This window comes from Streptomyces sp. NPDC044044, from assembly GCF_056434405.1.
Window position 1 is genome coordinate 290058 of the sequence record NZ_JBWKFG010000009.1, and the last position, 23859, is coordinate 313916.

Here is a 23859-nt window from a genome sequence, read left to right on the forward strand (position 1 = left end):
GATGACAGAGGACCTCTCACCGGCCGAGCGGTATGCGGCGGCGCGCGAGCGCGCTGCTGAGCAGGCCACCGCACTCGCTGGCTTCCGCGAGATGTACGAATTCGGCCTCGACCCCTTCCAGATCGAGGCCTGTCAGGCGCTCGAGGCGGGCAAGGGTGTGCTCGTGGCCGCCCCCACGGGCTCGGGCAAGACGATCGTCGGCGAGTTCGCCGTGCACCTGGCCCTGATGCAGGGCAAGAAGTGCTTCTACACGACCCCCATCAAGGCGCTCTCCAACCAGAAGTACGCCGACCTCTCCAAGAGATACGGCGCGGACAAGGTCGGTCTGCTGACCGGCGACAACAGCGTCAACTCCGATGCCCCGGTGGTCGTGATGACCACCGAAGTGCTGCGGAACATGCTGTATTCGGGCTCGCAGTCGCTCCTGAACCTCGGCTATGTGGTGATGGACGAGGTGCACTACCTCTCCGACCGCTTCCGTGGCGCCGTCTGGGAAGAGGTGATCATCCACCTCCAGGAGTCGGTGACGCTGGTCTCCTTGTCGGCGACCGTCTCGAACGCCGAGGAGTTCGGCGACTGGCTGGACACCGTGCGCGGCGACACCCAGGTGATCGTCTCGGAGCACCGGCCCGTGCCGCTGTTCCAGCACGTCCTCGCCGGGCGCCGGATGTACGACCTCTTCGAGGAGGGCGAGGGCCAGCGAAAGGCCGTCAACCCCGACCTCACGCGCATGGCGCGGATGGAGGCCAGCCGTTCGTACAACCCGCGCGACCGCCGCAAGGGCAAGATGATCCGCGAGGCCGACCGGGAGCGCGAGCGCAGGCAGCGGTCGCGGATCTGGACGCCGGGCCGGCCCGAGGTCATCGACCGGCTCGACTCCGAAGGTCTCCTTCCCGCGATCACGTTCATCTTCAGCCGCGCGGCCTGCGAGGCCGCCGTGCAGCAGTGCCTGCACGCGGGACTGCGGCTGAACGACGAGGACGCGCGGGCCCAGGTCCGCGAGATCGTCGAGGAGCGCACGGCCGCCATCCCGGACGAGGACCTGCACGTCCTTGGTTACTACGAATGGCTGGAAGGCCTGGAGCGCGGCATCGCCGCGCACCACGCGGGCATGCTGCCGACCTTCAAGGAGGTCGTCGAGGAGCTCTTCGTGCGCGGGCTCGTGCGCGCCGTCTTCGCCACCGAGACGCTCGCGCTCGGCATCAACATGCCCGCGCGCAGCGTGGTGTTGGAGAAGCTCGTCAAGTGGAACGGCGAGCAGCACGCGGACATCACCCCCGGCGAGTACACCCAGCTGACCGGCCGTGCCGGGCGCCGGGGCATCGACGTCGAGGGCCATGCGGTGGTCCTGTGGCAGCGCGCCATGAGCCCGGAGCACCTCGCGGGACTGGCTGGCACGCGCACGTACCCGCTGCGGTCCAGCTTCAAGCCGTCGTACAACATGGCGGTGAATCTGGTCGAGCAGTTCGGGCGGCACCGCTCGCGTGAGCTCCTGGAGACGTCCTTCGCGCAGTTCCAGGCCGACAAGTCCGTCGTCGGGATCTCGCGCCAGGTGCAGAAGAACGAAGAGGGCCTGGAGGGCTACAAGGCCTCGATGACCTGCCACTTGGGCGACTTCGACGAGTACGCCCGCCTGCGCCGCGAGCTGAAGGACCGGGAGACCGAGCTCGCCAAGCAGGGCGCCAACCAGCGCAGGGTGGCCGCGGCCGCCGCCCTGGAGAAGCTCAAGCCCGGCGACGTCATCCACGTGCCGACCGGGAAGTACGCGGGGCTCGCGCTCGTCCTGGATCCGGGGATTCCCGCGGGCCGGGTCAACGGCCACCGCGGCTTCGAGCACCAGGACGGGCCCAGGCCCCTGGTGCTCACCGCCGAGCGGCAGGTCAAGCGGCTCGCCTCGATGGACTTCCCGGTGCCGGTCGAGGCCCTTGAGCGGATGCGCATCCCGAAGTCGTTCAACGCGCGCTCGCCGCAGTCGCGCAGGGACCTGGCCTCCGCGCTGCGCACGAAGGCCGGGCACATCGTTCCCGAGCGGCACCGCAAGGGGCGCGCCGCCGCGGCCGACGACCAGGAGATCGCCCGGCTCCGTACGGAACTGCGGGCGCACCCCTGCCACGGGTGCGACGAGCGCGAGGACCACGCGCGGTGGGCCGAGCGCTACTACCGCCTGCGCCGGGACACCGTCCAGCTGGAGCGGCGGATCGAGGGGCGCACGAACACCATCGCGCGGACCTTCGACCGGATCGTCGCGCTGCTCACCGAGATGGACTACCTCCGGGGTGACGAGGTCACCGAGCACGGCAAGCGGCTCGCCCGGCTCTATGGAGAGCTGGATCTCCTGGCGAGCGAATGCCTGCGGGAAGGCGTGTGGGAGGGGCTCAGCCCGGCCGAACTGGCCGCGTGCGTCTCGGCGTTGGTGTTCGAGGCCCGGATGGCGGACGATGCGCTCGCCCCCAAGCTGCCCTCCGGGAAGGTGAAGGCCTCGCTCGGCGAGATGGTGCGGATCTGGGGGCGGCTCGATGCCCTGGAGGAAGAGTTCAAGATCAACCAGGCGGAAGGGGTCGGGCAGCGTGAGCCGGATCTCGGGTTCGCCTGGGCGGCGTACATGTGGGCGTCGGACAAGGGACTCGACGAGGTGCTGCGGGAGATCGAGATGCCCGCGGGGGACTTCGTGCGGTGGTGCAAGCAGGTGATCGATGTCCTCGGGCAGATCTCCGCGGCCGCTCCCCGTGAGGGATCCACCGTGGGGAAGAACGCCCGCAAGGCCGTGGATCAGCTGCTGCGGGGTGTGGTGGCGTACAGCTCGGTCGGGTGACGGTGGGCCGGGGCGGGTCCGGGGAATCCGATTCCCCGGGCCCGCCCCGGCTGCCGGTGCTCAGGCGGCGTCGGACGGGTCGAGGATCGCCGCGTCCCGCTTCGCCACCTCTTCCCGCACGATCGGGATCACGTGACGCCCGAAGTCGATCGCGTCGTCCAGGAGGTCGTAGCCCCGGGCGGAGAGGATCTCCACGCCCAGGTCGTAGTAGTCCAGGAGCGCCTGGGCGACCGTCTCCGGAGTGCCCACCAGCGCCGTCGAGTTGCCCGCGCCGCCGGTCTCCGCGGCCGTCGGGGTCCAGAGCGCGCGGTCGTGGTGCTCGCCCGAGGCCGCTGCCGCGAGCAGGCGCCGGGAGCCCGCGTTCTCGGGGTTCTTCAGCGGGTGGCGGCGGGACAGCGGGGCGCCCGCCTTGCGGGCCTTGATGCGGGCCAGGGTCGCGTGCGCCTTCTCCCAGGCCAGTTCCTCGGTGGGCGCGATGATCGGGCGGAAGGCCACCTGGATCCTGGGGACGTCCGTGCGGCCCGCGGCCTTCGCCGCCGCCCTCACCGACTCGATCTGCTCGGCGGTCTGTGCCAGCGGCTCGCCCCACAGGCAGTAGATGTCCGCCTCGGCGCCCCCGGCGGCGTACGCGGCAGGCGACGAACCCCCGAACGAGACGCGCGGATGCGGCTGTTGGACCGGGAAGGTGTCGCTGACGAAGTCGTTGAAGCGGTAGTGCTCGCCCTCGTGGTCGAAGGGTTCGTGCGAGGTCCACGCCTTCTTGATGATCTGGATGGCCTCGCGCGTGCGCGCGTACCGCTCGTCCTTGGTGTGGAAGTCGCCCTCGCGCTGCTGCTCGTGGTCGTTGCCGCCCGTGATGAAGTGCACCGCGAGGCGGCCGTCGCTGATGTGGTCCAGGGTCGCGAAGGTCTTCGCGGCGAAGGTGGGGTACGAGACGTTCGGGCGGTGCGCGACCAGGATCTGGAGCTTGTCGGTGCGGGCCGCTATGAAGGCGGCGGCGGGGGAGGGGTCGGGGGATCCCGATCCGTAGGCGAAAAGGACACGGTCCCAGCCGTGGTCCTCGTGGGCTCGGGCGAGCCGGAGCGTGTAGTCCTTGTCGAAGGACGCGCCCGAGCGCGCGGTGACTTCGGAGCCTTCATTGGTCGCTGCGATGCCGAGAAACTCGACGGGCATGGCGGGGTCTCATCTCAATTGGTGTGGGTGTGCGCTGACTTGGAAGCAGTCAGAAGCAACACGACGCGGACCACACACGACCGAAGTCGATGTGATCGCGCGTGACCAGACGCAGCTGAGGGCGCATGCGCCCAGTGGAACAGCCCTCCATGTGGAGCGTCAACCACGGCTGTGCCATGCCCATTCCCGGGCGCGCGGGGAGCCGAACGGGGGTCGCCCGGAGCTGTGTTCCCGCCTGTTCGACGCCATCACTCCACGTGTTCGATTGATCGCCACGCGTGTAAATGGAGCCGAGTGTATGCCTGTCGGCAAGGCGGTTTCAGGGGGTTACTGAATATGACTCGGCGATGATTCCGGCGGACTAAGCTCGCCCGGAGCGCGGCGAGTTGAAACGAGTTGCGATAGATTCGCGCGTTTGTTCCCAGTTCTTTCGATAGTTCGCATACGTCTACCGCTCCCAACTCCCCGTAAACTCCCCCCATTTCATGGAATCAACCCCCATTCCTCCCCCAAGACAACTGTTCAGAGGGCATACATGGTGAGTGTTCAATCGCCTCCCGGTGGCCGAGAAGTCCCTTACGCACGTGTGCTGTTGCTGCCCGCCATGCTGATGGCTGCGGCGACCGGAGCCGCCGTCGCCGCGGTGACGGAACCCGCCCGCATCGCGGTGGGCTGGTGCGGCGCGATCGCGACCCTCGTGGTCGTCGCGGTCGGCGCCGAAGCAGTGCGACGCGGCCGGTCCATCCGGGAGTTGCACACGCAGTACGCGCGGCGGCTCGCTTTCCTGGAGCGGCGCATCGCGTCCCATGACGACGAGACAGTCCGCCTGGGCAGGGAAATCATCCCCGAGGCCGTCTTCAGGCTCCGGCAGGGCGAAGCGCCATCGGAAGTGATCCGCAACCTCGTCGACGGCGACGAGTCCTTCGCCGAACTCCCCCAGTCGCAGCGGCAGATGCTCCGGCACGTCCTGGACACCCTGGACACCGGAGAGGCGATGCGCGAGTCCTCACAGCGCGCCTTCGTCAACATCGCCCGGCGCGTCCAGTCCATCGTCCACCAGCAGGCCGCGGAACTGCGCGAGATGGAGGAGTTCCACGGCCGCAACCCCGAGGTCTTCGACGACCTGCTCCGCATCGACCACGGCACGGCCCTGATCGGCCGCCTCGCCGACTCGATCACCGTGCTCGGCGGCGCCCGCCCGGGACGCCAGTGGCCCAAGCCCGTACCGCTGTTCAGCGTGTTGCGTGGCGCCATGTCCCGGATCCTGGAGTACCAGCGCGTCGACCTGCACTCGATCGCCAAGGTCGCCATCAACGGCACCTCCGTGGAACCGCTCATCCACGCCTGCGCCGAGCTGCTCGACAACGCCACGCGCTACTCGCCGCCGCAGACCCGCGTGCACGTCACCGCCGTCGAGGTGCAGACCGGCATCGCCGTCGAGATCGAGGACGGCGGTGTCAGCCTCAGCGAGGAGGCGCGGGCACGGGCCGAGCGCATGCTCGCCCAGGCCCAGGCCGGCATCGACCTGAACGACCTCGGTGAGAGCCCCCGCCTCGGCATGGCCGTCGTGGGCCGGCTCTCGCAGATGTACAACCTGCAGGTCTCGCTGCGCCAGTCCGCGTACGGCGGCGTCCGCGCGGTGCTCATCGTCCCGCGCGAGATGATCACCACCGGGCCCGCGCCCGGCCTCGCGCACGGCATCGGAGCGTCCGCAGTGCCCCGGGTGAACTCGGAGGGCAGGCCCATCGAGGAGGCCCAGGGCATCCGGCGCAAGAAGCCCCGCGTCATGACGGCAGGGCCGCCGATCTCCAAGTCGCTCACCGCGGCCATGGAGGACGACATCCCCGAGGTCACCGAGTGGACGTCGAACGGTCTGCCGCAGCGCCGCAGCCGGGTCCGCACCCCGCTCGCCGAGCGGCTCGCCCAGGAGGCCGCGGACGAGAAGTACGCCGCGCAGCGCGCCCAGTACGCCCCGCAGGGCGCACCGGTGGCACCCGAACCGGTGAAGAAGGAGGAGAAGGAGCCCGGCCTCTGGATCGAGGCGTTCATGAAGGGCGTCAACGGCAACGAATCCGCAGCCGACGACCCGTTGTTCCCCAAGGGCCACAGCGAGAACGACCACGGCACCGCCGACAGTGCCGACAATGCCGACGAGGGGGGCTGGAAGTGATCCAGCAACGGGCCAATTTCGACTGGATGCTCAAGGAGCTCGCCGACGGGGTGCCGCAGACGCGGCAGATCGTGGTGCTCTCCGCGGACGGCCTGCGCATCGCGCGCTACGGCGGCGACCCCGACGCCGCCGACCGGATCGCCGCCGCCTGCGCGGGACTTCAGTCCCTGGCCGCCGCGGTGGCCACCGAGATCCCGCACAGCGACGGCGGGATGCGCATGGTGATCATCGAGGTGGACGGCGGCTACTTCTATCTGATGGCAGCGGGAGCCGGCGCCTATCTCGCCGTGCTCGCCGACGAGACCGTCGACGCGGGCCTCATCGGCAACCGCATGCGGGACCTGGTCGTCAGGATCGGCGCCCATCTGACGAGCCCGCCCCGGCGAGATGGGCAGGCCGTATGAATCCTCCGCAAGGCGAGAACCCCTCCCACCGGGACGACCCTCCCCAACGGCAGCGGCGCAGCCCGGAGAATCCCGAGCGGCTCTACATCCTGACCGGCGAGGACACGGAGAGGGCGCCACTCGACCTCGTCACGCTGATCGTCGCGCACGGCGAGGCGGAGCCCACCGCCCAGCCGGAGCACTCCGTCGTCCTGCGGCTGTGCAAGACGCCGCTGTCCGTCGCCGAGCTCTCCGCGTATCTCGCGCTGCCGTTCAGCGTGGTGACTGTCCTGCTGACGAAGATGCTCGGGGCCGACCTGGTACAGGCGCGGGCGCCGATCGTCCGCTCCACGCTCCCCGATCGTTCCCTTCTCGAAGCGGTGATGCATGGACTTCAAAAGCTCTGACACGATCACCGGGCCCAGCAGCGAGGACGTCCTGCCGCACACGGCCACGGCCGCCGTGAAGGTCGTGATCGTGGGCGGGTTCGGGGTTGGCAAGACGACGATGGTCGGCTCGGTCAGCGAGATCCGTCCGCTGACCACCGAAGAGACCATGACCCAGGCGGGCATCGGCGTCGACGACAACTACGGCTCCGACACCAAGACGGCCACCACCGTCGCGATGGACTTCGGCCGGATCAGCATCTCCGAGGAGCTGGTGCTCTATCTGTTCGGCACCCCCGGCCAGGAGCGCTTCTGGTTCCTGTGGAACGGCCTCTTCGAAGGCGCGCTCGGCGCGGTCGTCCTCGTCGACACCCGCCGTCTCGAAGTCAGCTTCGACGTGATCGGCCGCCTGGAGGAGCGCGGCGTGCCCTTCGTCGTCGCCGTCAACGACTTCCCCGACGCGCCCGGTCACCCGGTCGATGCGCTGCGCCGTGCCCTCGACCTGGACGAGGTGGTCCCGATAGTGAAGTGCGACGCCCGGCAGCGCGCATCGAGCCGGGACACCCTGATGACCCTCATGCGGTACCTGCACTCCCTGACCGTGGCCCGCGTCTGACACCTCATCTCATCGGCAACCCCGGAATCCCCTTCCGCGACCCCGGAGCGACGAACGTGACGACCCCTTCCCACTCCCACCCCGGCATGGACGACCCGGCCATGCCACCGCCCGGCTGCCCCGCGCACGGCCTGGGCCCCGGCGGCCTGCGCCGTTTGTACGGTCCCGAGGCGGACACCGACCTCGCGGGCGTCTACGAGAAGCTGCGCGCCGAACACGGCGCGGTGGCCCCGGCCCTGCTGCACAACGACGTACCCATCTGGGCGGTCCTCGGCCACAGCGAGAACCTCCACATGGTCCGCACCCCCTCGCAGTACACCCGGGACTCGCGCCAGTGGCGTGCCGTCATGGACGGCTCCATGGGCGCCGACAACCCGCTCGCCCCGGTCGTCACCTGGCAGCCCATGGCCAGTTTCGTGGAGGGCGACGAGCACCAGCGGCTGCGCGGCGCGGTCACCGGCGCCATGGCGGGCCTGGACCACCGGGGCATCCGCCGCTACATCAACCGCTACAGCAACCTCCTGCTCAACGACATCTGCCAGGACGGCCACGCCGACATCGTGAGCCAGTTCGCCGAGCATCTGCCGATGATGGTGATGTGCCATGTCATCGGCATGCCCGAGGAGTACAACGAGCGGATGGTGCAGGCCGCCCGCGACATGATCCGGGGCACCGAGACCGCCATCGCCAGCAACGCGTACATCATGGACGCGCTGATGCGCCTGGTGGCGCGGCGCCGGGCGAAGGCGGAGGAGGACTTCACCAGCAACCTCATCGCCCAGCCCGCGCAGCTCACCGACGACGAGGTCGCCGCGCACCTGCGGCTCGTGCTCATCGCCGCCTACGAAGCGACGGCCAACCTCATCGCCAACGCCCTGCGCATGGTCCTCACCGACCCGCGCTTCCGCGCCCAGCTCAGCGGCGGCCAGATGACGGTCCCCGAGGCGGTCGAGCAGTCCCTGTGGGACGAGCCGCCGTTCAGCGCCATGATCGGCTACTTCGCCAAGCAGGACACGCAGCTCGGCGGCCAGCAGATCAAGGCGGGCGACGGTCTGATCCTCGGCATCGCGCCGGGCAACGTGGACCCCGTCGTACGCCCCGATCTGGCCGCCAGCATGCAGGGCAACCGCTCCCATCTGGCGTTCAGCGGCGGACCGCACGAGTGCCCGGGGCAGGACATCGGCCGCGCCATCGCCGACACGGGTGTGGACGCGCTGCTCATGCGCTTCCCGGACGTGGAACTCTCCATCGAGGAGCACGAGTTGAGGTGGAACTCGTCGATCCTCTCCCGGCATCTGGTGGAGCTTCCCGTGCAGTTCGCGCCGCGGCCTCCGCAGGACGTGATGGCGCGGCCCATGGCGCGGGTGCCGGGTGCGCGCAACGACTGGTCGGTGTCGTCCCCGGCCCAGCGGCCCGCGTATCCCGCGACGCCGGCGCCCCAGCCGGCGGCACAGCACGCTCCGCCGCCGCCCGCGCCGGAGTCCGCACCGGTGGTCGCGGCCGTGCCGCGGCAGGGAGTGTGGCGCAGGCTGGTGACCTGGTGGCGAGGTTACTGACCGCCCGCTGACGGGCCCGCCCAGCTGTCGTACGACGTCCAGGCGCCCAACTCGCGGGCGCTGACGAAGCGATGGTCGGCGCCCGTGACGGGGTCCGTGAACTCCAGTACGCGCGACAGGAGTTGGAGGGGCCGCCGGAAGTCGTCCGGCGGCACGGGCCCCTTCACGAGCGGGTAGACCGGATCGCCGAGGATCGGCAGGCCCAGGGCGTTCATGTGCACACGCAGCTGATGGGTGCGGCCGGTGTGCGGGGTGAGCCGGTAGCGCGCCAACGTGCCGTTCTGTGCGGCGAGTTCGATGTGGCTCTCGCTGTTGGCTTCGGCGCCGGGGACTTCGTAGGCGGCGATGATGCCGCGCTCCTTGACGATGTGGCTGCGCACGGTGCGGGGGAGTTCGACCCCGGGATCGTGGGCGGCCACCGCCTCGTACTCCTTGCGCACCCGCCGCTCGCCGAACAGCATCTGGTACGCGCCGCGTTCCTCGGGCCGCACGGTGAAGAGGATCAGCCCCGCGGTGAGCCGGTCGAGGCGGTGCGCGGCGCCGAGCGCGGGGATGCCGAGGTCCCTGCGGAGCCGGGCAAGCGCGGTCTCGGTGACGTGGCTGCCGCGGGGCGTGGTCGCCAGGAAGTGGGGTTTGTCGGCGACGACGATGTGCTCGTCGCGGTACACCACGTCGATGTCGTACGGCACCGGGACCTCGTCCGGCAGATCCCGGTGGAACCACACGAAGGCGCCGGGCACATAGGGCGCGTCCGGCGCCACGGGAAGCCCGTCCACGCCGACGACGAGACCGTCCCGCAGCATCCCGTCGATCACTCCGGGCCCGGCCTTGAGCCGCTCGACGAGATGGTCCCGCACGGTCGCCCATGCTCCGTCGGCCGGCAGCTTGACCCGCATGGGGTCGACGCCGTGCCGCTGGGGCAGGGGAGAGGGCGGGATGCGGGGCTTTCGGGTCACAACGGGCAAGAGTACGGGGCCCGGCGGCGCCGCCTCGCCGTTTTTCCCAGGTCAGGAGCGCGTCGGCGCGTCTGTCCTGACCAGTGCGTGCAGATGCATGTCGTGCCAGCCGTCCGCGTGCAGTACGGCACTGCGCTTGGTGCCCTCCGCCGCGAAGCCGGTCTTGAGCGCGACGCGGCAGGAGGCCTCGTTGGCCGTGGCGTGGGTGAGTTCGAGGCGGTGCAGGCCCACTTCGCCGAACGCCCAGTCGCTCAGCGCCGCGAGGGCGCGCGGGGCGATGCCACGGCCGCGGGCCGACGGCATGGTCCAGTAGGCGACTTCGGCCTGCCCGTCGGCGAGCACGATGAGGCGCAGCGAGATCCGGCCCACCACCGCGTCCGTGGCGGCGTCGGCGACGGCCCAGTGCGCGTCCCGCTCCTCGGGCCAGGCCTTGCGCCAGCCGTCGATCCAGCCACGGGTCTCATCGACGGAGTCGGCCACGCGGGCGTGCCAGCGCTGGAGCACGGGGTCCTGGAACGCCTCGTACACGGCGGGCGCGTCGTCGGGCGACCAGGGGCGGATGACGAGCCCGCCGGGGACGGGGATGACCGGCTGCTCCTGGTGGGCGAGGGCGCCCGCCGGGACGACGTCCGAGATCTTGTAGGGCATGGGCTCATCGTGTCAGCGGGCCCGCCGCCGCGCGTAGTGGTTTTCGCGGGGCGCCCGGCGTCCGCGATGTTCGCGCTACATCCACATCCCCTTGAGGGGAGGCGGGTTCAGGAGCCGGTCGCCGCCGCGGGCGTCTCCTGCTCCGCCTCCACCTGGGCGTTCCAGTCGCGCTTGGAGGCCTGCCAGCCGTCCTCGTTGTGGCCGAGGCGCCAGTAGCCGGAGATCGAGAGGCGCTCGCGCGGCACCTCGCGCTCCACGCGGAGATAGCGGCGCAGCTCCTTCACGAAACCGGCCTCGCCGTGCACGAACGCCTGCACGTCGCCCGCCGGGAAGTCGAGGGAGCGTACGGCCTCGACGAGCGCCTCGCCCACGGGACGCTGCCCGCGGTGCAGCCACTCGATCTCCGCGGCCGTGCTGATCTTCTGCTCCTCGTCCGCGTCGGCGATCTCCACGAAGGCATACGCCTTGGCGCCCTCGGGCAGTGCCTCCAGGGCGGCGGCGATCGCGGGCAGTGCGCTCTCGTCACCGGCGAGCAGATGCCAGTCGGCGGCGGCGTCCGGGGCGTACCCGCCGCCCGGGCCGAGGAAGTGGACCGTGGCGCCCGGCTCGACGCGCTTGGCCCACGGGCCCGCGAGGCCCTCGTCGCCGTGGATGACGAAGTCCACGGCGAGCTCGCGGGTCTGCGGGTCCCAGGAACGCACCGTGTACGTACGCGTCACGGGCCACTGGTCGCGGGGGAACTCCTCGCGGATCCGCTGGATGTCGAAGGGCTCCGGATACGTCACGCCCTCGGCGCCGAAGAGCAGTTTCACGTAGTGATCGGTGGAGTCGCCCACTGTGAACTCGGCGAGGCCCTCGCCGCCCAGGACGACACGCTGCATGTGCGGGGTGAGGCGCTCGGTGCGCACCACCTGCGCGACGTGGGCCTTCGGTGCCTTGCGTGCCGGACGTTCTGCCATGGCGGCTGCCTCCCCTGATCAAATGTTGCTTAGGCTTACCTAAGCTAACACCTCATCCCTGAAGAGTAGTGAGCAACCGCTTGAGCGCTCCACCGAGATTCCACCGCGCCGCCAACTCATCAAGGGCCGCGGGATCGCGGGGTTCGCCGGGCAGGGCGAGGTCCACGTCGGGCAGCGGCACGTCGCCCGCGACGCGGACCACCGTCGGCGCGACGGCCACATACGCGCGCGATGCGTCGAGCCGCTTGCGCTGAGAAGGCGTCAACTTGCTCTTCGGGTCGTCCACGGCGGCCATGATTCCGGCCAGATTTCCGTACGCGTCGAGGAGCTTGGCCGCTGTCTTCTCGCCAATGCCGGGCACGCCGGGCAGGCCGTCGCTCGGGTCGCCGCGCAGCAGGGCCAGGTCGACATAGCCGGAGCCGTCCACTCCGTACTTCTCGCGGAGCCAGGCCTCGTCCGTGAGCTGGAGGGAGCCGACGCCCTTGAGGGGGTAGAGGACGCGGATGCCGCGCGCGTCGTCGACCAGCTGATAGAGGTCGCGGTCGCCGGTGACGATGTCGACGGGGCCTGTGGCACGGCCGGCGTACGTGCCGATCACGTCGTCCGCCTCGTACGACGACACGCCCACGCGGGCGATGCCGAGGGCGTCCAGGACGTCCTCGATGATCGGGACCTGCGGCGAGAGCGTGTCCGGGGTCTCCTCGGCGTCCGGGCCCTCGGCGACCTCCTCGGCGACGCGATGCGCCTTGTACGAAGGGATCAGCTCGACGCGCCAGTGCGGGCGCCAGTCCGCGTCCATGCAGGCGACCAGGTCGTCAGGGCGGTGGTCCTGGACGAGCCGGGCGATGAAGTCGAGCAGGCCGCGCACCGCGTTGACCGGAGTGCCGTCCGGGGCCTTCACGGAATCGGGGACCCCGAAATAGGCCCGGTAGTACAGGGACGCCGTGTCGAGCAGCATGAGCCGTCGCGTTCGCTGAGTCACCTTCGCATCATGCCGCACGGCACTGACAGCGCACCGTCACCGGCCCCGTCAAGGCGTGGTTTCCGCCCCGCCGGGCAGGGGCCGGATCGCGCCATGTTCCGGCCGTCGGAAGTGAATGGAATGTGAACTGGAACACTCTTGCGTTTGTTCTGTGTAAGTCGGGGCAGGCGCCGAGCCGGAGCGCCTCCGGTCGAGGATTCAACTATTTCGCCGGGTAACTAGCGGGCAGAACCCGCGTCGCTCCACGGCCCGCCGGCGGGGGAGGCGGGCCGTCTTGGTTCAACCCGAGAGGTGTATGTGTCCAGGCTGCAAGCCGAACACCTGTACAAGGTATTTGGCAGACGACCCGCTGACGCGGTGGAGAAACTCCGCCACGGAACCGACCGAGAGGAGCTGCGCGCCGAGGGCACCACTGCCGCGGTGATCGATGCTTCCTTCACGGTCGAGCCGGGCCAGATCTTCGTCGTCATGGGTCTCTCCGGATCCGGCAAGTCCACGTTGTTGCGCATGCTCAACGGTCTGTCGGAACCGACGGCAGGACAGGTGCTCTTCGAGGGGCAGGACCTGACCGGTCTGAGCGCCCGTGAGCTGCGCGAGGTGCGCTCCAAGAAGATCAGCATGGTCTTCCAGCACTTCGCGCTCTTCCCGCACCGCAGCGTCCTCGAGAACGCCGGCTACGGCCTCGAGGTGCAGGGTGTGCCGCGCGCCGAGCGCGAGGAGCGCGCCACGGTGGCGCTCGAACTCGCGGGGCTCAAGGGCTGGGAGAAGTCCTGGCCCGACGAACTCTCCGGCGGTATGCAGCAGCGCGTGGGCCTGGCCCGCGCGCTCGCGACCGACGCGGACCTGCTCCTCATGGACGAGTCGTTCAGCGCGCTCGACCCGCTGATCCGCCGCGACATGCAGGACCAGCTCCTCGAGCTCCAGAAGCGGCTGAAGAAGACCATCGTCTTCATCACCCACGACCTGAACGAGGCCATGCGCCTCGGCGACCAGATCGCCGTCATGCGCGACGGCGAGATCGTCCAGATCGGCACCGCCGAGGACATCCTCGTCACCCCGGCCAACGACTACGTCGCCGCGTTCACGCAGGACGTCGACCGCTCCCGTGTCCTCACGGCGGGCGCGATCATGGCCGAGCCCGAGACCGCCTTCGGCACGAAGACGGACGAGGGCAAGGAGCTCAAGACCGCACAGGACGTGCTGTCCGCGGCCCCCGCCACGGTCAAGGCCGAGACCCCGATCATCGACCTGTTCACGCCGTGCTCCACCAGTGGTGTGGCCGTCGCCGTGACCGACGACGAGGGCGCGCTCATCGGCGTGGTGCCGAGGGCGCGACTGCTCGCGGTGCTCGGTGAGCCGATGGCCCCCGAGAACGAGCCGCAGGACACCGCCGTCCCGCTCGACAAGACGCAGGACAACGGCGGACAGGCTGTGGGCAAGGTGGTCAGCGGTGCCTAGGATTCCCTTCGGCGAGTGGGTCAACGACAGCGTCGACTGGCTGCTCAGCCACATGGCCTGGCTGTTCGACTTCTTCAAGACCGTCTTCCAGGGCGCCTACGACGGCATAGCCGACGTGCTCCAGGCGCCCGAGCCCCTGATACTCGCGGGCATCTTCGCCGTGATCGCGTTCTGGCTGCGCGGAGTGGTCGCCGGTGTGCTGACCTTCGCGGGCTTCGCGTTCATCGTCTCGCTGGAACTGTGGGACCACGCGATGATGACGCTGGCCCTGGTGCTCGTCTCGACGATCATCGCGCTGGTCATCTCCGTGCCCGTGGGCATCTGGGCGGCGCGGTCGAGCACGGTGAGCGGCATCGTCCGCCCGGTGCTCGACTTCATGCAGACGCTGCCGGCGATGATCTACCTCATCCCCGCCATCCTCTTCTTCGGGATGGGCGCCCCCGCGGGCATCGTCGCCACCCTGATCTTCGCCCTGGCCCCCGGCGTCCGCATGACGGAGCTGGGCATCCGCCAGGTCGACAAGGAACTGGTCGAGGCCGCGGACGCGTTCGGCACCACGCCGCGCAACATCCTGCTGCGCGTCCAGCTGCCCCTCGCGCTCCCCACGATCATGGCCGGTGTCAACCAGGTCATCATGCTGGGTCTGTCCATGGCCGCCATCGCGGGCATGGTCGGTACGGAGGGCCTGGGCGCCGACGTCAACGAGGCCATCGGCCAGCTGAACGTGGGCCTCGGCTCCGAGGCGGGCGTCGCCATCGTCATCCTGGCGATCTACCTGGACCGGATGACCAGCTCGCTGGGCACCCAGGTCTCCCCGCTCGGCCGCCGCGCCGTCGCGAAGCTGCGTGCCGCGCAGGGCCTGAACATCTGGAACTACCGCCCGCAGGCCGCCGTCGCGGTCATCGGCGTGGTCGTGCTCGCGCTCGTCGCGGGCGGCATGGGCGCCTTCGGCGGTTCGAAGTCCGAGGACGTCGCCACCGACGGGAAGAACGTCGGCCAGGGCAAGGAAATCAACATCGGCTACATCCCCTGGGACGAGGGCGTGGCCTCCACCTTCCTCTGGAAGGAAGTCCTGGAGCAGCGCGGCTTCAAGCCGCAGACCAAGCAGCTCGAGGCGGGCCCGCTCTACACCTCGCTCTCGCAGGGCAGCATCGACTTCCAGACCGACTCGTGGCTGCCGACGACGCACGCCGCGTACTGGAAGAAGTACGGCGACAAGCTCGAGGACCTGGGCTCGTGGTTCGGCCCGACCTCGCTCGAACTCTCCGTGCCCTCGTACGTGAAGGGCGTCGACTCGCTCGAGGACCTCAAGGGCAAGAGCGGCAAGTTCAAGGGCAAGATCGTCGGCATCGAGCCGAGCGCCGGGATGATGGGCCTGCTCAAGGACAAGGTGCTCAAGGAGTACGGCCTCGACAAGGAGTACAAGGTCGTCGACGGCTCCACCCCGGCGATGCTGGCCGAGCTGAAGCGCGCGTACGCCAAGAAGGAACCGATCGTCACCACGCTCTGGTCGCCGCACTGGGCCTACAGCGACTTCGACCTGAAGAAGCTCAAGGACCCGAAGGGCTCCTGGGGCAAGGGCGACGGTGTGCACACGCTGGCACGCAAGGGCTTCTCCGACGAGAACCCGCAGGTCGCCAAGTGGCTCAAGGACTTCAAGATGAGCGAGAAGCAGCTCACGAGCCTTGAGGCGGAGATCAACAAGGCGGGCAAGGGCAAGCAGCAGGAAGCCGTCAAGGCCTGGCTGAAGAAGAACCCGGGCGTCGTCGACAAGCTGGCCCCGCTGCCGAAGAACTCCACCCCCGCCGAGGCGAAGCGTCCGCTGAACGCCGCGTACTTCGCGTGGGACGAGAACATCGCCGTCACCAACCTCTGGAAGCGTGTCCTCGAGCGGCGCGGCTACAAGATGAAGCTGACGCCGTCCGACGTCGGCCCGGTCTACACCGCTCTCGCGCAGGGCGACCTCGACCTGGACCTCGACGCCTGGCTGCCCACGGCCCAGAAGCAGTACTGGGACAAGAACAAGGCGAACCTCAAGGACCTGGGCTCCTGGTACAGCCCGACGTCGCTGGAGATCGCCGTCCCGTCCTACGTCAAGGACGTGAAGTCGCTCGAGGACCTCAAGGGCAAGGGCGACAAGTTCAAGGGCAAGATCATCGGCATCGAGCCCGGCACGGGCGTGATGACGGCGCTCAAGGACAAGGTGCTCCCCGGCTACGGCCTGGACAAGGAGTACAAGATCGTCTCCGGCTCGACGCCCGCGATGCTCTCCGAGCTGAAGTCGGCGTACGCCAAGAAGGAGCCGGTCGCGGTCCTGCTCTGGTCGCCGCACTGGGCGTACAACGAGTACGAGCTCACCAAGCTGAAGGACCCCAAGGTCGGCTTCGGCAAGGGCGACACGATTCGGACGATCTCCAGCAAGGAGTTCCCGAAGCAGTACCCGCAGCTCACGAAGTGGCTCAAGAACTTCAAGATGAGCGAGAAGGAACTGGCCAGCCTGGAGAACGAGATCAACAAGGCGGGCAAGGGCAATGAGCCCAAGGCCGTCGACTCGTGGCTGAAGAAGAACCCGGGATTCGAGCAGAAGATGACTCCGCAGTCCTAGTTCTTCCTCTTCTCGGCTGAAGCGTTGAATCACCCCGAGGGGTGGGCGTCGTCCTTGTGGCGAAGCCCACCCCTCAGGGCGTTCCCGGGGGCACACCGGCTCCCTAGGCTGGGCAGCCTCCCCGCTGCTCGAACGTAAGTGCCCCTCCGTGATCGTCCGCCCCCGTACGACGCCCCGCCTCGTCCTCACCGTGGCCCTGGCCCTCGTCGCCGCCCTGCTCCTGGCGCACCTGGCCGACGCGAGCCCCGCACCCGCCTCCGCGGGCACCGCGCGGCTCGCCGCCCTCGCCGCCGATGTGACCGCGGCCGAAGGGCACCGCTACGACGCGCGGGACGACACCGGCCGCACCATGGACGCCGCGCAGATCGCGCAGAGCCCCGACGGCACCTATCTGGCCGTCTACCACACCCTCCTGGACGACGGCCGTTTCCATGCCGCCGTCGCCACCTCCACCGATCTGCGGCACTGGCACCGCCGCCACGACTTCGGTCCCGGCACCCACCAGGCGTCGCTCGCCGCCGACGGGCGCGGCGGGTACGTCCTCGCGTACGAGAAGGACCCGAGGAACCACATCGCCGTGCGCGCGTACGCCGACGAGGCCGCGCTGCTCCAGGGCCGCGCGGCGCGCGCCTACGACGCGCCGCGCACCCTCTCCCGGTGCGCCGAGGGCACCCCCGCCGTCACCGCCGTACGCGGCGACACGATCGAGCTCACCGGGCACTACCGCGCGGATTGCGACACCGACCGTCAGCTGCGCGCCACCCTCACCGGGTTCCGCGACTGGCACGCGGCGCCCGACCGGCGGCTCGACCGGGCGCTGCAGGCCTGGGGCAACGGCGGGAACCTCGGGGACCGGGCGCCCGTCGAGCTCGACGGACAGCGGATGCTCTTCGTCGAGGGACAGCGGCGCAAGGGCGACTTCGCGAGCTGGCGGACCTACGCGTACGACCCGGTGAGCGGCCGGGCCGACCGCCTGGCCATCTCCACCCACGGCACGAGCCGTGCCTTCGCCAATCCGTCGGCGACCCTCCTCACCGACCCGCACGGCAGGCCTGCTCTGCTGGTCAGCGTGTTCATACCGGGGGAGGGAGCGGCTCCTGGGGAGGCCGGTCAGCTTGTCTACTGGCACAAGCTGTAGGTGGCGGTCCTCGCAACGGGGCAAAACCGTTTGGCGAACATGCGTAGGGTGCAGAAAACCCAACAGGGTTGAGAGTGGACCGACGCGCAGAAGGGAGCCGAGGCGATGGACGAGCAGAAGGAAACCCTCCGGGTGGGCTCGGCCGTGCGGCGCCGCCGCCGGCAGCTGGAGCTCACCCTCGCCGTGGTGGCCGAGCGCAGCGGTCTCTCGGTGCCCTTCCTGAGCCAGGTCGAGAACGAGCGCGCGCGGCCCAGCAGGCGTTCCCTGCAGCGTGTCGCCGACGCCCTCCTGACGACCGACGTCGAACTGCTGGCCGCCGCGGACCCCGCGTGCACGGTCGACCTGATGCGATCCGAGGAAGGCGACGTCGAGAATTCGGCCCCGGACGCGCGGGTGCGCAATCTGGTGCGCGGTCACCACCAGCTGCACGCCGTCGAGTTCACCGGCGACCACGACGAGGGCCGCGAGTTCCAGCACCGCAACGACGAGTTGATGTACGTGGTGGGCGGCGCCGTCGAGGTCGAGGCGGAAGGCAGGGCCTATCGCCTCGGGCGCGGCGACAGCCTGTATCTGACGGGCGGGGTGCGCCACCGGTGGCGGGCGACCGTGCCGGACAGCCAGGTGCTCGTCGTGGCCGTCGGCGATCACATCGAGGCCCTGGACGGCTCGCGGCGCTGAGGGGGTCTCACGGTGACCGGAGCGAGGGCGACCGGAGTGCGCGCGACTGGAGTGCGGGCGACCGGAGTACGGGCGATCTCTCTGGTGCCCTCGCTGACCGAGGCGGTCGCGGTCAGTGCGCCGGGAGCGCTGGTGGGGGCCACGGAGTGGTGCAGCCATCCGGAGGACCTGGACGTCGTCCGCGTGGGCGGCACCAAGAACCCTGACGTGCGCCGGATCGTCGGCCTCGCCCCGGACCTGGTGATCGCCAACGAGGAGGAGAACCGCGCGCCGGACCTCGCGGCGCTGCGGGCGGCGGGGATCGAGGTGCTCGTGACGGAGGTACGGGACCTGCCGGACGCCTTCCGTGAACTGGCCCGGGTGCTCGCCGCCTGCGGGGCGGGGCGCCCCGGATGGCTGGACGACGCGGAGTCGGCATGGGGCCAACTTCCCGCGCCCGAAGCCCGGTTGAAGGCGGTGATCCCCATCTGGCGGCGCCCGTGGATGGTCCTGGGCCGCGACACGTTCGCGGGGGATCTGCTGCGGCGCCTGGGCGTCGACAACGCGTACGCGAGCCACGCCGAGCGCTATCCGCGCATCCCGGTCGAGGAACTGCGGGCGGTGGCCCCGGACGTGGTGGTCCTGCCCGACGAGCCCTACCGCTTCACGCGCGAGGACGGCCCCGAGGAGTTCACGGCCCCGTCGGCCCTCGTCAGCGGCCGCCACCTCACGTGGTACGGCCCGTCGCTGGCCGAGGCACCGGCCGTGCTCAGCGAGGCGCTGCGAGCAGCTTCCCGTTGAGAACCCCGCGCAGTGTCTGCGTGAGCGCCACCGCCCAGGCCGCCACCAGCAGGGCGTACAGGGCGACCGCCAGCCAGTCGTAGACCGCGAGTCCGGTGTGCTTGCCCAGGCCCTCGGCGCCCGTGACGCACGTACCGACGGGGAACGTGAACGCCCACCAGGTCATCGCGAAGCCCATGCCCTTGCGGCGGGCCCGCAGCACCATCGCGCCCGCGAGCGCGAGCCACAGGAGGGCGAAGCCCATCACCGGGACGCCGTAGAGCACGGCGAAGACGGCGAAGCCCTGGTCGTAGGGGGCAGGGACGACACCGGTAGCCGCGGTGTCGGCGAACTTGTTGACCGCCGTCGTCGACTGGCCGAGCGGGCCGAGCACCAGGAAGAGCGTCGGTGTGAGGGCGATCGGGAAGGGGCCGCCGGTCAGCAGGCGGGCGAAGATCATCGGCAGCATCACCAGGGTGGCGAGCAGGCTCAGGCCGAACATCGCGAAGCAGGCGAAGAGGAGTGTCTCCTGCGCCTGCCCCGCGGGGAGGTGGGGCACGAGGAGGGGGCCGAGGGCGGCGGACACCATGGGCGCCACCAGGGGCAGCAGCCAGACCGGCGATGCCTGGCCCGGTGCCGTGCGGTGCTTGACCACCATCAGGTACGGGATCGCTACGGCCGCCGCGAGGCCGATGGCCGTGCCGGAGACGAAGAGCACGGCGTCCAGTGCGACCGCCGCGCTCGTCCCGATCCAGTCCTCGCCCACGAGAAGGGCGCCGCCGCCCACCGCGAGCAGGGCCATGGAGAGACAGCCGTAGAAGGGGGCGACGGCCGGGTCGAGGAGGTGGGCGCGGGCCTGGTCGCGGTGGTGGATCCAGTGCAGGGTCCGGGCGGTGACGAGCGCCACCAGCATCAGCAGGGAGAGCGCCCAGACCGCCGTGCAGGCGGTCCGCAGTCCGGGGACGTGCACCGGCAGCGTCGCGCCCGCGCCGCCGATGATCGCCGTGCCCATGACGGTGGCGTACCAGTTCGGGCCGAGGTGACGGGTGGCGAGCGTGATGCGGGGGAGGCGGGGGAGGCGGGGGATGCGGGGGATGCCGGAGATGCTGGTGTCTGAGGATGCCTGCGGGTGGGCGACGGTGACCATGACTCCACGGTCGCCGTTCGGCGGGGCCCCCACCAGGAGGCACCTTCGTATGAGGGCATAACCTGGGCTTATGGGTACGTCTTCTGGTTCCGCCGCCGCGTCCGACACGTCGCCGGGGGCACCGCTCGCACATCGCGTGCCGGACCTCGGGGCGCTCGAACTGCTGCTCGCCGTGGCACGGCTCGGCAGCCTGGGGCGGGCCGCGAAGGAGCTGGGCATCACGCAGCCCGCCGCGAGCAGCCGCATCCGGTCGATGGAGCGGCAGCTCGGGGTCGCGCTCGTCGACAGGTCGCCGCGCGGCTCGCAGCTCACCGACGCGGGGGCGCTCGTCACGGACTGGGCGCGGCGGATCGTGGAGGCGGCGGAGGCGTTCGACGCGGGCGCGCAGGCGCTGCGGGACCGGCGGGACTCGCGGCTGCGGGTCGCGGCGAGCATGACGATCGCCGAGTATCTGCTGCCGGGCTGGCTGATCGCGCTGCGGACCCAGCGGCCGGACACGGCGGTGTCGTTGACGGCCGGCAACTCGACCGCGGTCGCGGAGCGGCTCATCGCGGGCGATGCGGACCTCGGCTTCGTCGAAGGGCTCGCGGTGCCGAGCGGCCTGGACTCGGCGGTCATCGCCCACGACAGCCTGATCGTCGTCACGGCGCCCGGTCACCCGTGGGCGCGGCGCCGAAAGCCGCTGGAGGCAGCGGAGTTGGCGGCCACGCCGCTGATTCTCCGGGAGGAGGGTTCGGGGACGCGGCAGGTCCTCGACGCGGCGCTCGGCGGCCTGGCCCGCCCGCTGATCGAGCTGTCGTCCACCACCGCGGTGAAGGCGTCGGCGGTGAACGGGGCGGGGCCCGCGGTGCTGAGTGAGCTGGCGGTGGGGGAGGAGCTGTCGGCCCGGCGGCTGGTGAACATTCCCCTGGAGGGGGTCCGGTTGCGCAGGGCCCTGCGGGCGGTGTGGCCGACGGGGCATCGGCCGACGGGCCCGGCACGAGATCTGCTGTCGCTGACGCGGGCGGGGTCGGCTTAGCAGGGGGTCGCGGGCCAGTGTGCTGCGGGGCAATCGGGTGGGTGGGAGGGAGAGGTCCTGCCGGAGGGAGTGCCCGGGGGCGCCGTGCCGCCGGGTTCAGGCGCGCCCCCGGCCGCAGAGCCGACCCCGCGGCGCGGACAACGCGGAGGTTCAGGCGATCCCCCCGCCCGCCGAAGGCCTCGCCGCGCGGACCAGCGCCGCCATGACCCGGAGATCCTCACCCATCTCCGGGTGCCACTGCACGCCGAGGACCCAGCTCCCGGACGGCCGTTCCACCGCCTCCACCGTGCCGTCCGCCGCGTACGCCGACACCACCAGGTCCCGGCCCAGGCGGTCCACCGCCTGGTGGTGGTAGGTCGGGACGGCCGACGCGGCCGGAGCGATCGACTCGTACAGCGTGCCCGGAACCGGCTTCACCTCGTGCGTGCCGAAGACGCCCACCGCCTCCACGTGTCCCTCCATGTGCTGCACCAGCGTGCCCCCCAGCGCCACGTTCAGGAGCTGCATGCCCCTGCAGATGCCGAGCAGCGGCGTCCCCGACGCCAACGCCGCCTCGATCAGCGCCAGTTCCCACGCGTCCCGCTCCGGCGCCGGAGGGCCTGTGCGCTCCTCACGCTCCGAGCCGTAACGGACGGGATCGACATCGGGCCCACCCGCGATGACCACGCCGTCGAGCCTGGCGACGACTTCATCCGCGTACGAAGGATCGTCCGGCGGAAGCATCGCGGCGATGCCGCCCGCCGCCTGCACGAGCCGCGGGTAGCCGACGGGGAGCAGCGCCGCCGGCAGCTCCCACACGCCCCAGCCCGCCTTCGCCTCCAGATACGTGCTGACACCGATCAGCGGCCTGCCGGTGGTCTCGCTCACCCTCGTCTCCTTCATGTCCCTCACGCTCAGTCGCGTTCCAGTTCCGCCTCCGCGGCGGCGAGCGCCGCGAACTCCTCCTCCGGCGCCCGCGCCACGAGCCGCTTGCGGCTGTAGATGCCGAAGTACGCGATCGCGACCACGTATACCCCGAGCGCGATCAGCGCCGCCGTCACGTCCACCAGGAACGTCGCGACCAGCGCCGAGCACGCGAGGACCAGCGCCACCGACGAGGTCAGCATGCCGCCCGGCGTGCGGTAGGGCCGTTCGAGGCCCGGCTCCCTGCGGCGCAGCACGATGTGCGAGAGCGACATCAGCGCGTACGAGATGGTCGCGCCGAACACCGCCACGTTCAGCATCCGCGCGCCGTCCCCGGTCGCCGCCGCCAGGCCGAAGCCGATCGCCCCGGGCACCAGGAGGCCCAGGTAGGGGGCCTTGCGGCTGCTCGTGAGCGACAGGAACCTCGGCAGGTAGCCCGCCCTCGACAGGGCGAAGAGCTGGCGCGAGCCCGCGTAGATCAGGGAGAAGAACGACGCCACAAGGCCGGCCAGGCCCGCGTAGTTGACGATGCGGCTGAGCGCTGTCGCGTCGCCGCCCGGCTGCAGCGCCTCCACCAGCGGGTTGCCCGCATCCTGGATCGCGTTCGCGCCGCGCGCTCCGGCCGACGCGAAGAACGTGAGGAGCGCGAGCACGACGAGGATGGCCATCGACCAGCGGATCGCGCGCGGCAGCGTGCGCGCCGGGTCCTTCGTCTCCTCGGCCGCCAGCGGCACGCCCTCGACACCGAGGAAGAACCACATGCCGAACGGGAACGCCGCCCAGATGCCCAAAAGCCCCATCGGCAGCCAGGAGTTGGCGCCGAAGGCGTCCGCCTCCACGGGGATGTCGTTCAGCTTCGACGCGTCGAAGTCCATGAACGCGCCGACCGCGAAGACGAGCAGCGCCGCCACCGCGATGCCCGTGACGACGAAGCTGAAGCGCAGCGCCTCGCCGACGCCCCACAGGTGGATGCCGATGAAGACGACGAAGCAGGCCAGATAGACGGGCCAGCCCGAGGTCAGGCCGAAGAGGCCGAGAGACTCGACGTAGTCGCCGATGAAGATGGAGATCGCCGCGGGCGCCAGGATGTACTCGATGAGGATCGCCGTGCCGGTCAGGAATCCGCCCCACGGGCCGAGCGCCCGGCGCGCGAAGCCGTAGCCGCCGCCGGCGGTGGGCAGGACCGACGACAGTTCAGCCAGCGAGAACACCATGCAGGCGTACATCACGCCCATGAGCGCCATGGCGATCGCCAGGCCGCCGAAGCCGCCTTCCGCCAGGCCGAAGTTCCAGCCCGAGAAGTCGCCGGAGACGACGTACGCGACGCCGAGGCCGGTGAGGAGCAGCCAGCCCGCGCTGCCTCTGCGCAGTGTTCTCCGCTCCAGATAGTCGTCCGCCGGTTCGGCGGCACTCGTCTTGGTGGACTCCACGGTCATGGCACGGCTCCTATGCGGCGGTGGCGCTGCGGCGGGGTGACGGAACAACGGGGTGTCGGAAACAACGGGGTGACGG

Annotated in this window: 20 protein-coding genes; 12 read left to right on the forward strand and 8 right to left on the reverse strand. The window is 70.4% G+C overall.

Annotated features, from left to right (window positions below; all coding sequences use genetic code 11):
- Nucleotide 1: 1 nt before the first annotated feature.
- Nucleotides 2–2812 carry a DEAD/DEAH box helicase gene (locus AC07AG_RS32045; protein ID WP_478759618.1) on the forward strand — a complete coding sequence of 937 codons (2811 nt, stop codon included), beginning with the start codon at nt 2–4 and terminating at the stop codon, nt 2810–2812.
- A 60-nt stretch (nt 2813–2872) separates the two neighbouring features.
- Here the strand turns inward: AC07AG_RS32045 and AC07AG_RS32050 are convergent, their stop codons facing one another.
- Nucleotides 2873–3985, reverse strand: coding sequence for an LLM class flavin-dependent oxidoreductase (locus AC07AG_RS32050; protein ID WP_478759619.1), 1113 nt, complete (start codon nt 3983–3985; stop codon nt 2873–2875).
- A 535-nt stretch (nt 3986–4520) separates the two neighbouring features.
- Between AC07AG_RS32050 and AC07AG_RS32055 the strand changes: the two genes are divergently transcribed.
- The 5 genes from AC07AG_RS32055 to AC07AG_RS32075 are packed head-to-tail and all read left to right on the forward strand — an operon-like array spanning nt 4521 to nt 9096.
- Nucleotides 4521–6155 (forward strand): ATP-binding protein, encoded by a 1635-nt coding sequence (locus tag AC07AG_RS32055; RefSeq protein ID WP_478759620.1) that lies wholly within the window; start codon nt 4521–4523, stop codon nt 6153–6155.
- Complete coding sequence (locus AC07AG_RS32060; RefSeq protein WP_249591002.1) at nt 6152–6559, forward strand: roadblock/LC7 domain-containing protein; 408 nt, start codon at nt 6152–6154, stop codon at nt 6557–6559. Before AC07AG_RS32055 ends, AC07AG_RS32060 begins: the two co-directional genes overlap by 4 nt.
- Nucleotides 6556–6945, forward strand: a complete 390-nt coding sequence (locus AC07AG_RS32065) for a DUF742 domain-containing protein (RefSeq protein WP_478759621.1) — start codon at nt 6556–6558, stop codon at nt 6943–6945. Before AC07AG_RS32060 ends, AC07AG_RS32065 begins: the two co-directional genes overlap by 4 nt.
- On the forward strand, nt 6926–7540 hold the full coding sequence (locus AC07AG_RS32070; protein ID WP_478759622.1) for a GTP-binding protein: 615 nt from the start codon (nt 6926–6928) through the stop codon (nt 7538–7540). The genes AC07AG_RS32065 and AC07AG_RS32070 overlap by 20 nt, the downstream gene beginning before the upstream one ends.
- A gap of 56 nt (nt 7541–7596) precedes the next feature.
- Nucleotides 7597–9096: a cytochrome P450 gene (locus AC07AG_RS32075; RefSeq protein ID WP_478759623.1), complete on the forward strand. Its 1500-nt coding sequence runs from the start codon at nt 7597–7599 to the stop codon at nt 9094–9096.
- Here the strand turns inward: AC07AG_RS32075 and AC07AG_RS32080 are convergent.
- From AC07AG_RS32080 to AC07AG_RS32095, 4 genes are all read right to left on the reverse strand, one after another.
- Nucleotides 9090–10052 carry an RluA family pseudouridine synthase gene (locus AC07AG_RS32080; protein WP_478759624.1) on the reverse strand — a complete coding sequence of 321 codons (963 nt, stop codon included), beginning with the start codon at nt 10050–10052 and terminating at the stop codon, nt 9090–9092. The genes AC07AG_RS32075 and AC07AG_RS32080 overlap by 7 nt on opposite strands.
- Before the next feature lie 51 nt (nt 10053–10103).
- On the reverse strand, nt 10104–10700 hold the full coding sequence (locus tag AC07AG_RS32085; RefSeq protein WP_478759625.1) for a GNAT family N-acetyltransferase: 597 nt from the start codon (nt 10698–10700) through the stop codon (nt 10104–10106).
- A 107-nt stretch (nt 10701–10807) separates the two neighbouring features.
- A complete protein-coding gene (locus AC07AG_RS32090; protein ID WP_478759626.1) occupies nt 10808–11659 on the reverse strand; it encodes a siderophore-interacting protein in 852 nt (283 codons plus the stop codon).
- A 52-nt stretch (nt 11660–11711) separates the two neighbouring features.
- Nucleotides 11712–12617: a 5'-3' exonuclease gene (locus AC07AG_RS32095; RefSeq protein WP_478759952.1), complete on the reverse strand. Its 906-nt coding sequence runs from the start codon at nt 12615–12617 to the stop codon at nt 11712–11714.
- Nucleotides 12618–12938: 321 nt separating this feature from the next.
- On the opposite strand from AC07AG_RS32095, the gene AC07AG_RS32100 reads away from it, so the two are divergent.
- The 5 genes from AC07AG_RS32100 (at nt 12939) to AC07AG_RS32120 (ending at nt 19300) form a co-directional block, all read left to right on the forward strand.
- Nucleotides 12939–14099: a quaternary amine ABC transporter ATP-binding protein gene (locus AC07AG_RS32100; protein WP_478759627.1), complete on the forward strand. Its 1161-nt coding sequence runs from the start codon at nt 12939–12941 to the stop codon at nt 14097–14099.
- Entirely contained in the window at nt 14092–16704 is a 2613-nt protein-coding gene (locus tag AC07AG_RS32105) for an ABC transporter permease/substrate binding protein (RefSeq protein WP_478759628.1), read from the forward strand. The genes AC07AG_RS32100 and AC07AG_RS32105 overlap by 8 nt, the downstream gene beginning before the upstream one ends.
- 148 nt (nt 16705–16852) lie before the next feature.
- The gene (locus tag AC07AG_RS32110) at nt 16853–17842 is read left to right on the forward strand and encodes a hypothetical protein (protein WP_478759629.1); all 990 of its coding nucleotides are present in this window, start codon (nt 16853–16855) and stop codon (nt 17840–17842) included.
- A 105-nt stretch (nt 17843–17947) separates the two neighbouring features.
- A complete protein-coding gene (locus AC07AG_RS32115; protein WP_478759630.1) occupies nt 17948–18520 on the forward strand; it encodes a helix-turn-helix domain-containing protein in 573 nt (190 codons plus the stop codon).
- 12 nt (nt 18521–18532) lie between these two features.
- On the forward strand, nt 18533–19300 hold the full coding sequence (locus AC07AG_RS32120; RefSeq protein WP_478759631.1) for a helical backbone metal receptor: 768 nt from the start codon (nt 18533–18535) through the stop codon (nt 19298–19300).
- On the opposite strand, the gene AC07AG_RS32125 is transcribed toward AC07AG_RS32120, so the two are convergent.
- Nucleotides 19269–20426, reverse strand: coding sequence for a TDT family transporter (locus tag AC07AG_RS32125; protein ID WP_478759632.1), 1158 nt, complete (start codon nt 20424–20426; stop codon nt 19269–19271). The genes AC07AG_RS32120 and AC07AG_RS32125 overlap by 32 nt on opposite strands.
- Before the next feature lie 70 nt (nt 20427–20496).
- On the opposite strand from AC07AG_RS32125, the gene AC07AG_RS32130 reads away from it, so the two are divergent.
- Nucleotides 20497–21444 (forward strand): LysR family transcriptional regulator, encoded by a 948-nt coding sequence (locus AC07AG_RS32130; RefSeq protein WP_478759633.1) that lies wholly within the window; start codon nt 20497–20499, stop codon nt 21442–21444.
- Nucleotides 21445–21594: 150 nt separating this feature from the next.
- Here AC07AG_RS32130 and AC07AG_RS32135 read toward each other — a convergent pair whose 3' ends face one another.
- Nucleotides 21595–22311 carry a gamma-glutamyl-gamma-aminobutyrate hydrolase family protein gene (locus AC07AG_RS32135; protein WP_478759634.1) on the reverse strand — a complete coding sequence of 239 codons (717 nt, stop codon included), beginning with the start codon at nt 22309–22311 and terminating at the stop codon, nt 21595–21597.
- 26 nt (nt 22312–22337) lie between these two features.
- Nucleotides 22338–23783: an ethanolamine permease gene (gene eat, locus AC07AG_RS32140; protein ID WP_478759635.1), complete on the reverse strand. Its 1446-nt coding sequence runs from the start codon at nt 23781–23783 to the stop codon at nt 22338–22340.
- Between the last annotated feature and the right edge of the window lie 76 nt (nt 23784–23859).

What these genes read in the sequence shown, in the direction of transcription:
- AC07AG_RS32045 (WP_478759618.1), top strand. Translation starts at nt 2, where the DNA reads ATGACAGAGGACCTCTCACCGGCCGAGCGGTATGCGGCGGCGCGCGAG.
- AC07AG_RS32050 (WP_478759619.1), bottom strand. Translation starts at nt 3,985, where the DNA reads ATGCCCGTCGAGTTTCTCGGCATCGCAGCGACCAATGAAGGCTCCGAA.
- AC07AG_RS32055 (WP_478759620.1), top strand. Translation starts at nt 4,521, where the DNA reads ATGGTGAGTGTTCAATCGCCTCCCGGTGGCCGAGAAGTCCCTTACGCA.
- AC07AG_RS32065 (WP_478759621.1), top strand. Translation starts at nt 6,556, where the DNA reads ATGAATCCTCCGCAAGGCGAGAACCCCTCCCACCGGGACGACCCTCCC.
- AC07AG_RS32070 (WP_478759622.1), top strand. Translation starts at nt 6,926, where the DNA reads ATGGACTTCAAAAGCTCTGACACGATCACCGGGCCCAGCAGCGAGGAC.
- AC07AG_RS32085 (WP_478759625.1), bottom strand. Translation starts at nt 10,700, where the DNA reads ATGCCCTACAAGATCTCGGACGTCGTCCCGGCGGGCGCCCTCGCCCAC.
- AC07AG_RS32090 (WP_478759626.1), bottom strand. Translation starts at nt 11,659, where the DNA reads ATGGCAGAACGTCCGGCACGCAAGGCACCGAAGGCCCACGTCGCGCAG.
- AC07AG_RS32095 (WP_478759952.1), bottom strand. Translation starts at nt 12,617, where the DNA reads ATGCTGCTCGACACGGCGTCCCTGTACTACCGGGCCTATTTCGGGGTC.
- AC07AG_RS32115 (WP_478759630.1), top strand. Translation starts at nt 17,948, where the DNA reads ATGGACGAGCAGAAGGAAACCCTCCGGGTGGGCTCGGCCGTGCGGCGC.
- AC07AG_RS32125 (WP_478759632.1), bottom strand. Translation starts at nt 20,426, where the DNA reads ATGGTCACCGTCGCCCACCCGCAGGCATCCTCAGACACCAGCATCTCC.
- AC07AG_RS32130 (WP_478759633.1), top strand. Translation starts at nt 20,497, where the DNA reads ATGGGTACGTCTTCTGGTTCCGCCGCCGCGTCCGACACGTCGCCGGGG.
- eat (WP_478759635.1), bottom strand. Translation starts at nt 23,783, where the DNA reads ATGACCGTGGAGTCCACCAAGACGAGTGCCGCCGAACCGGCGGACGAC.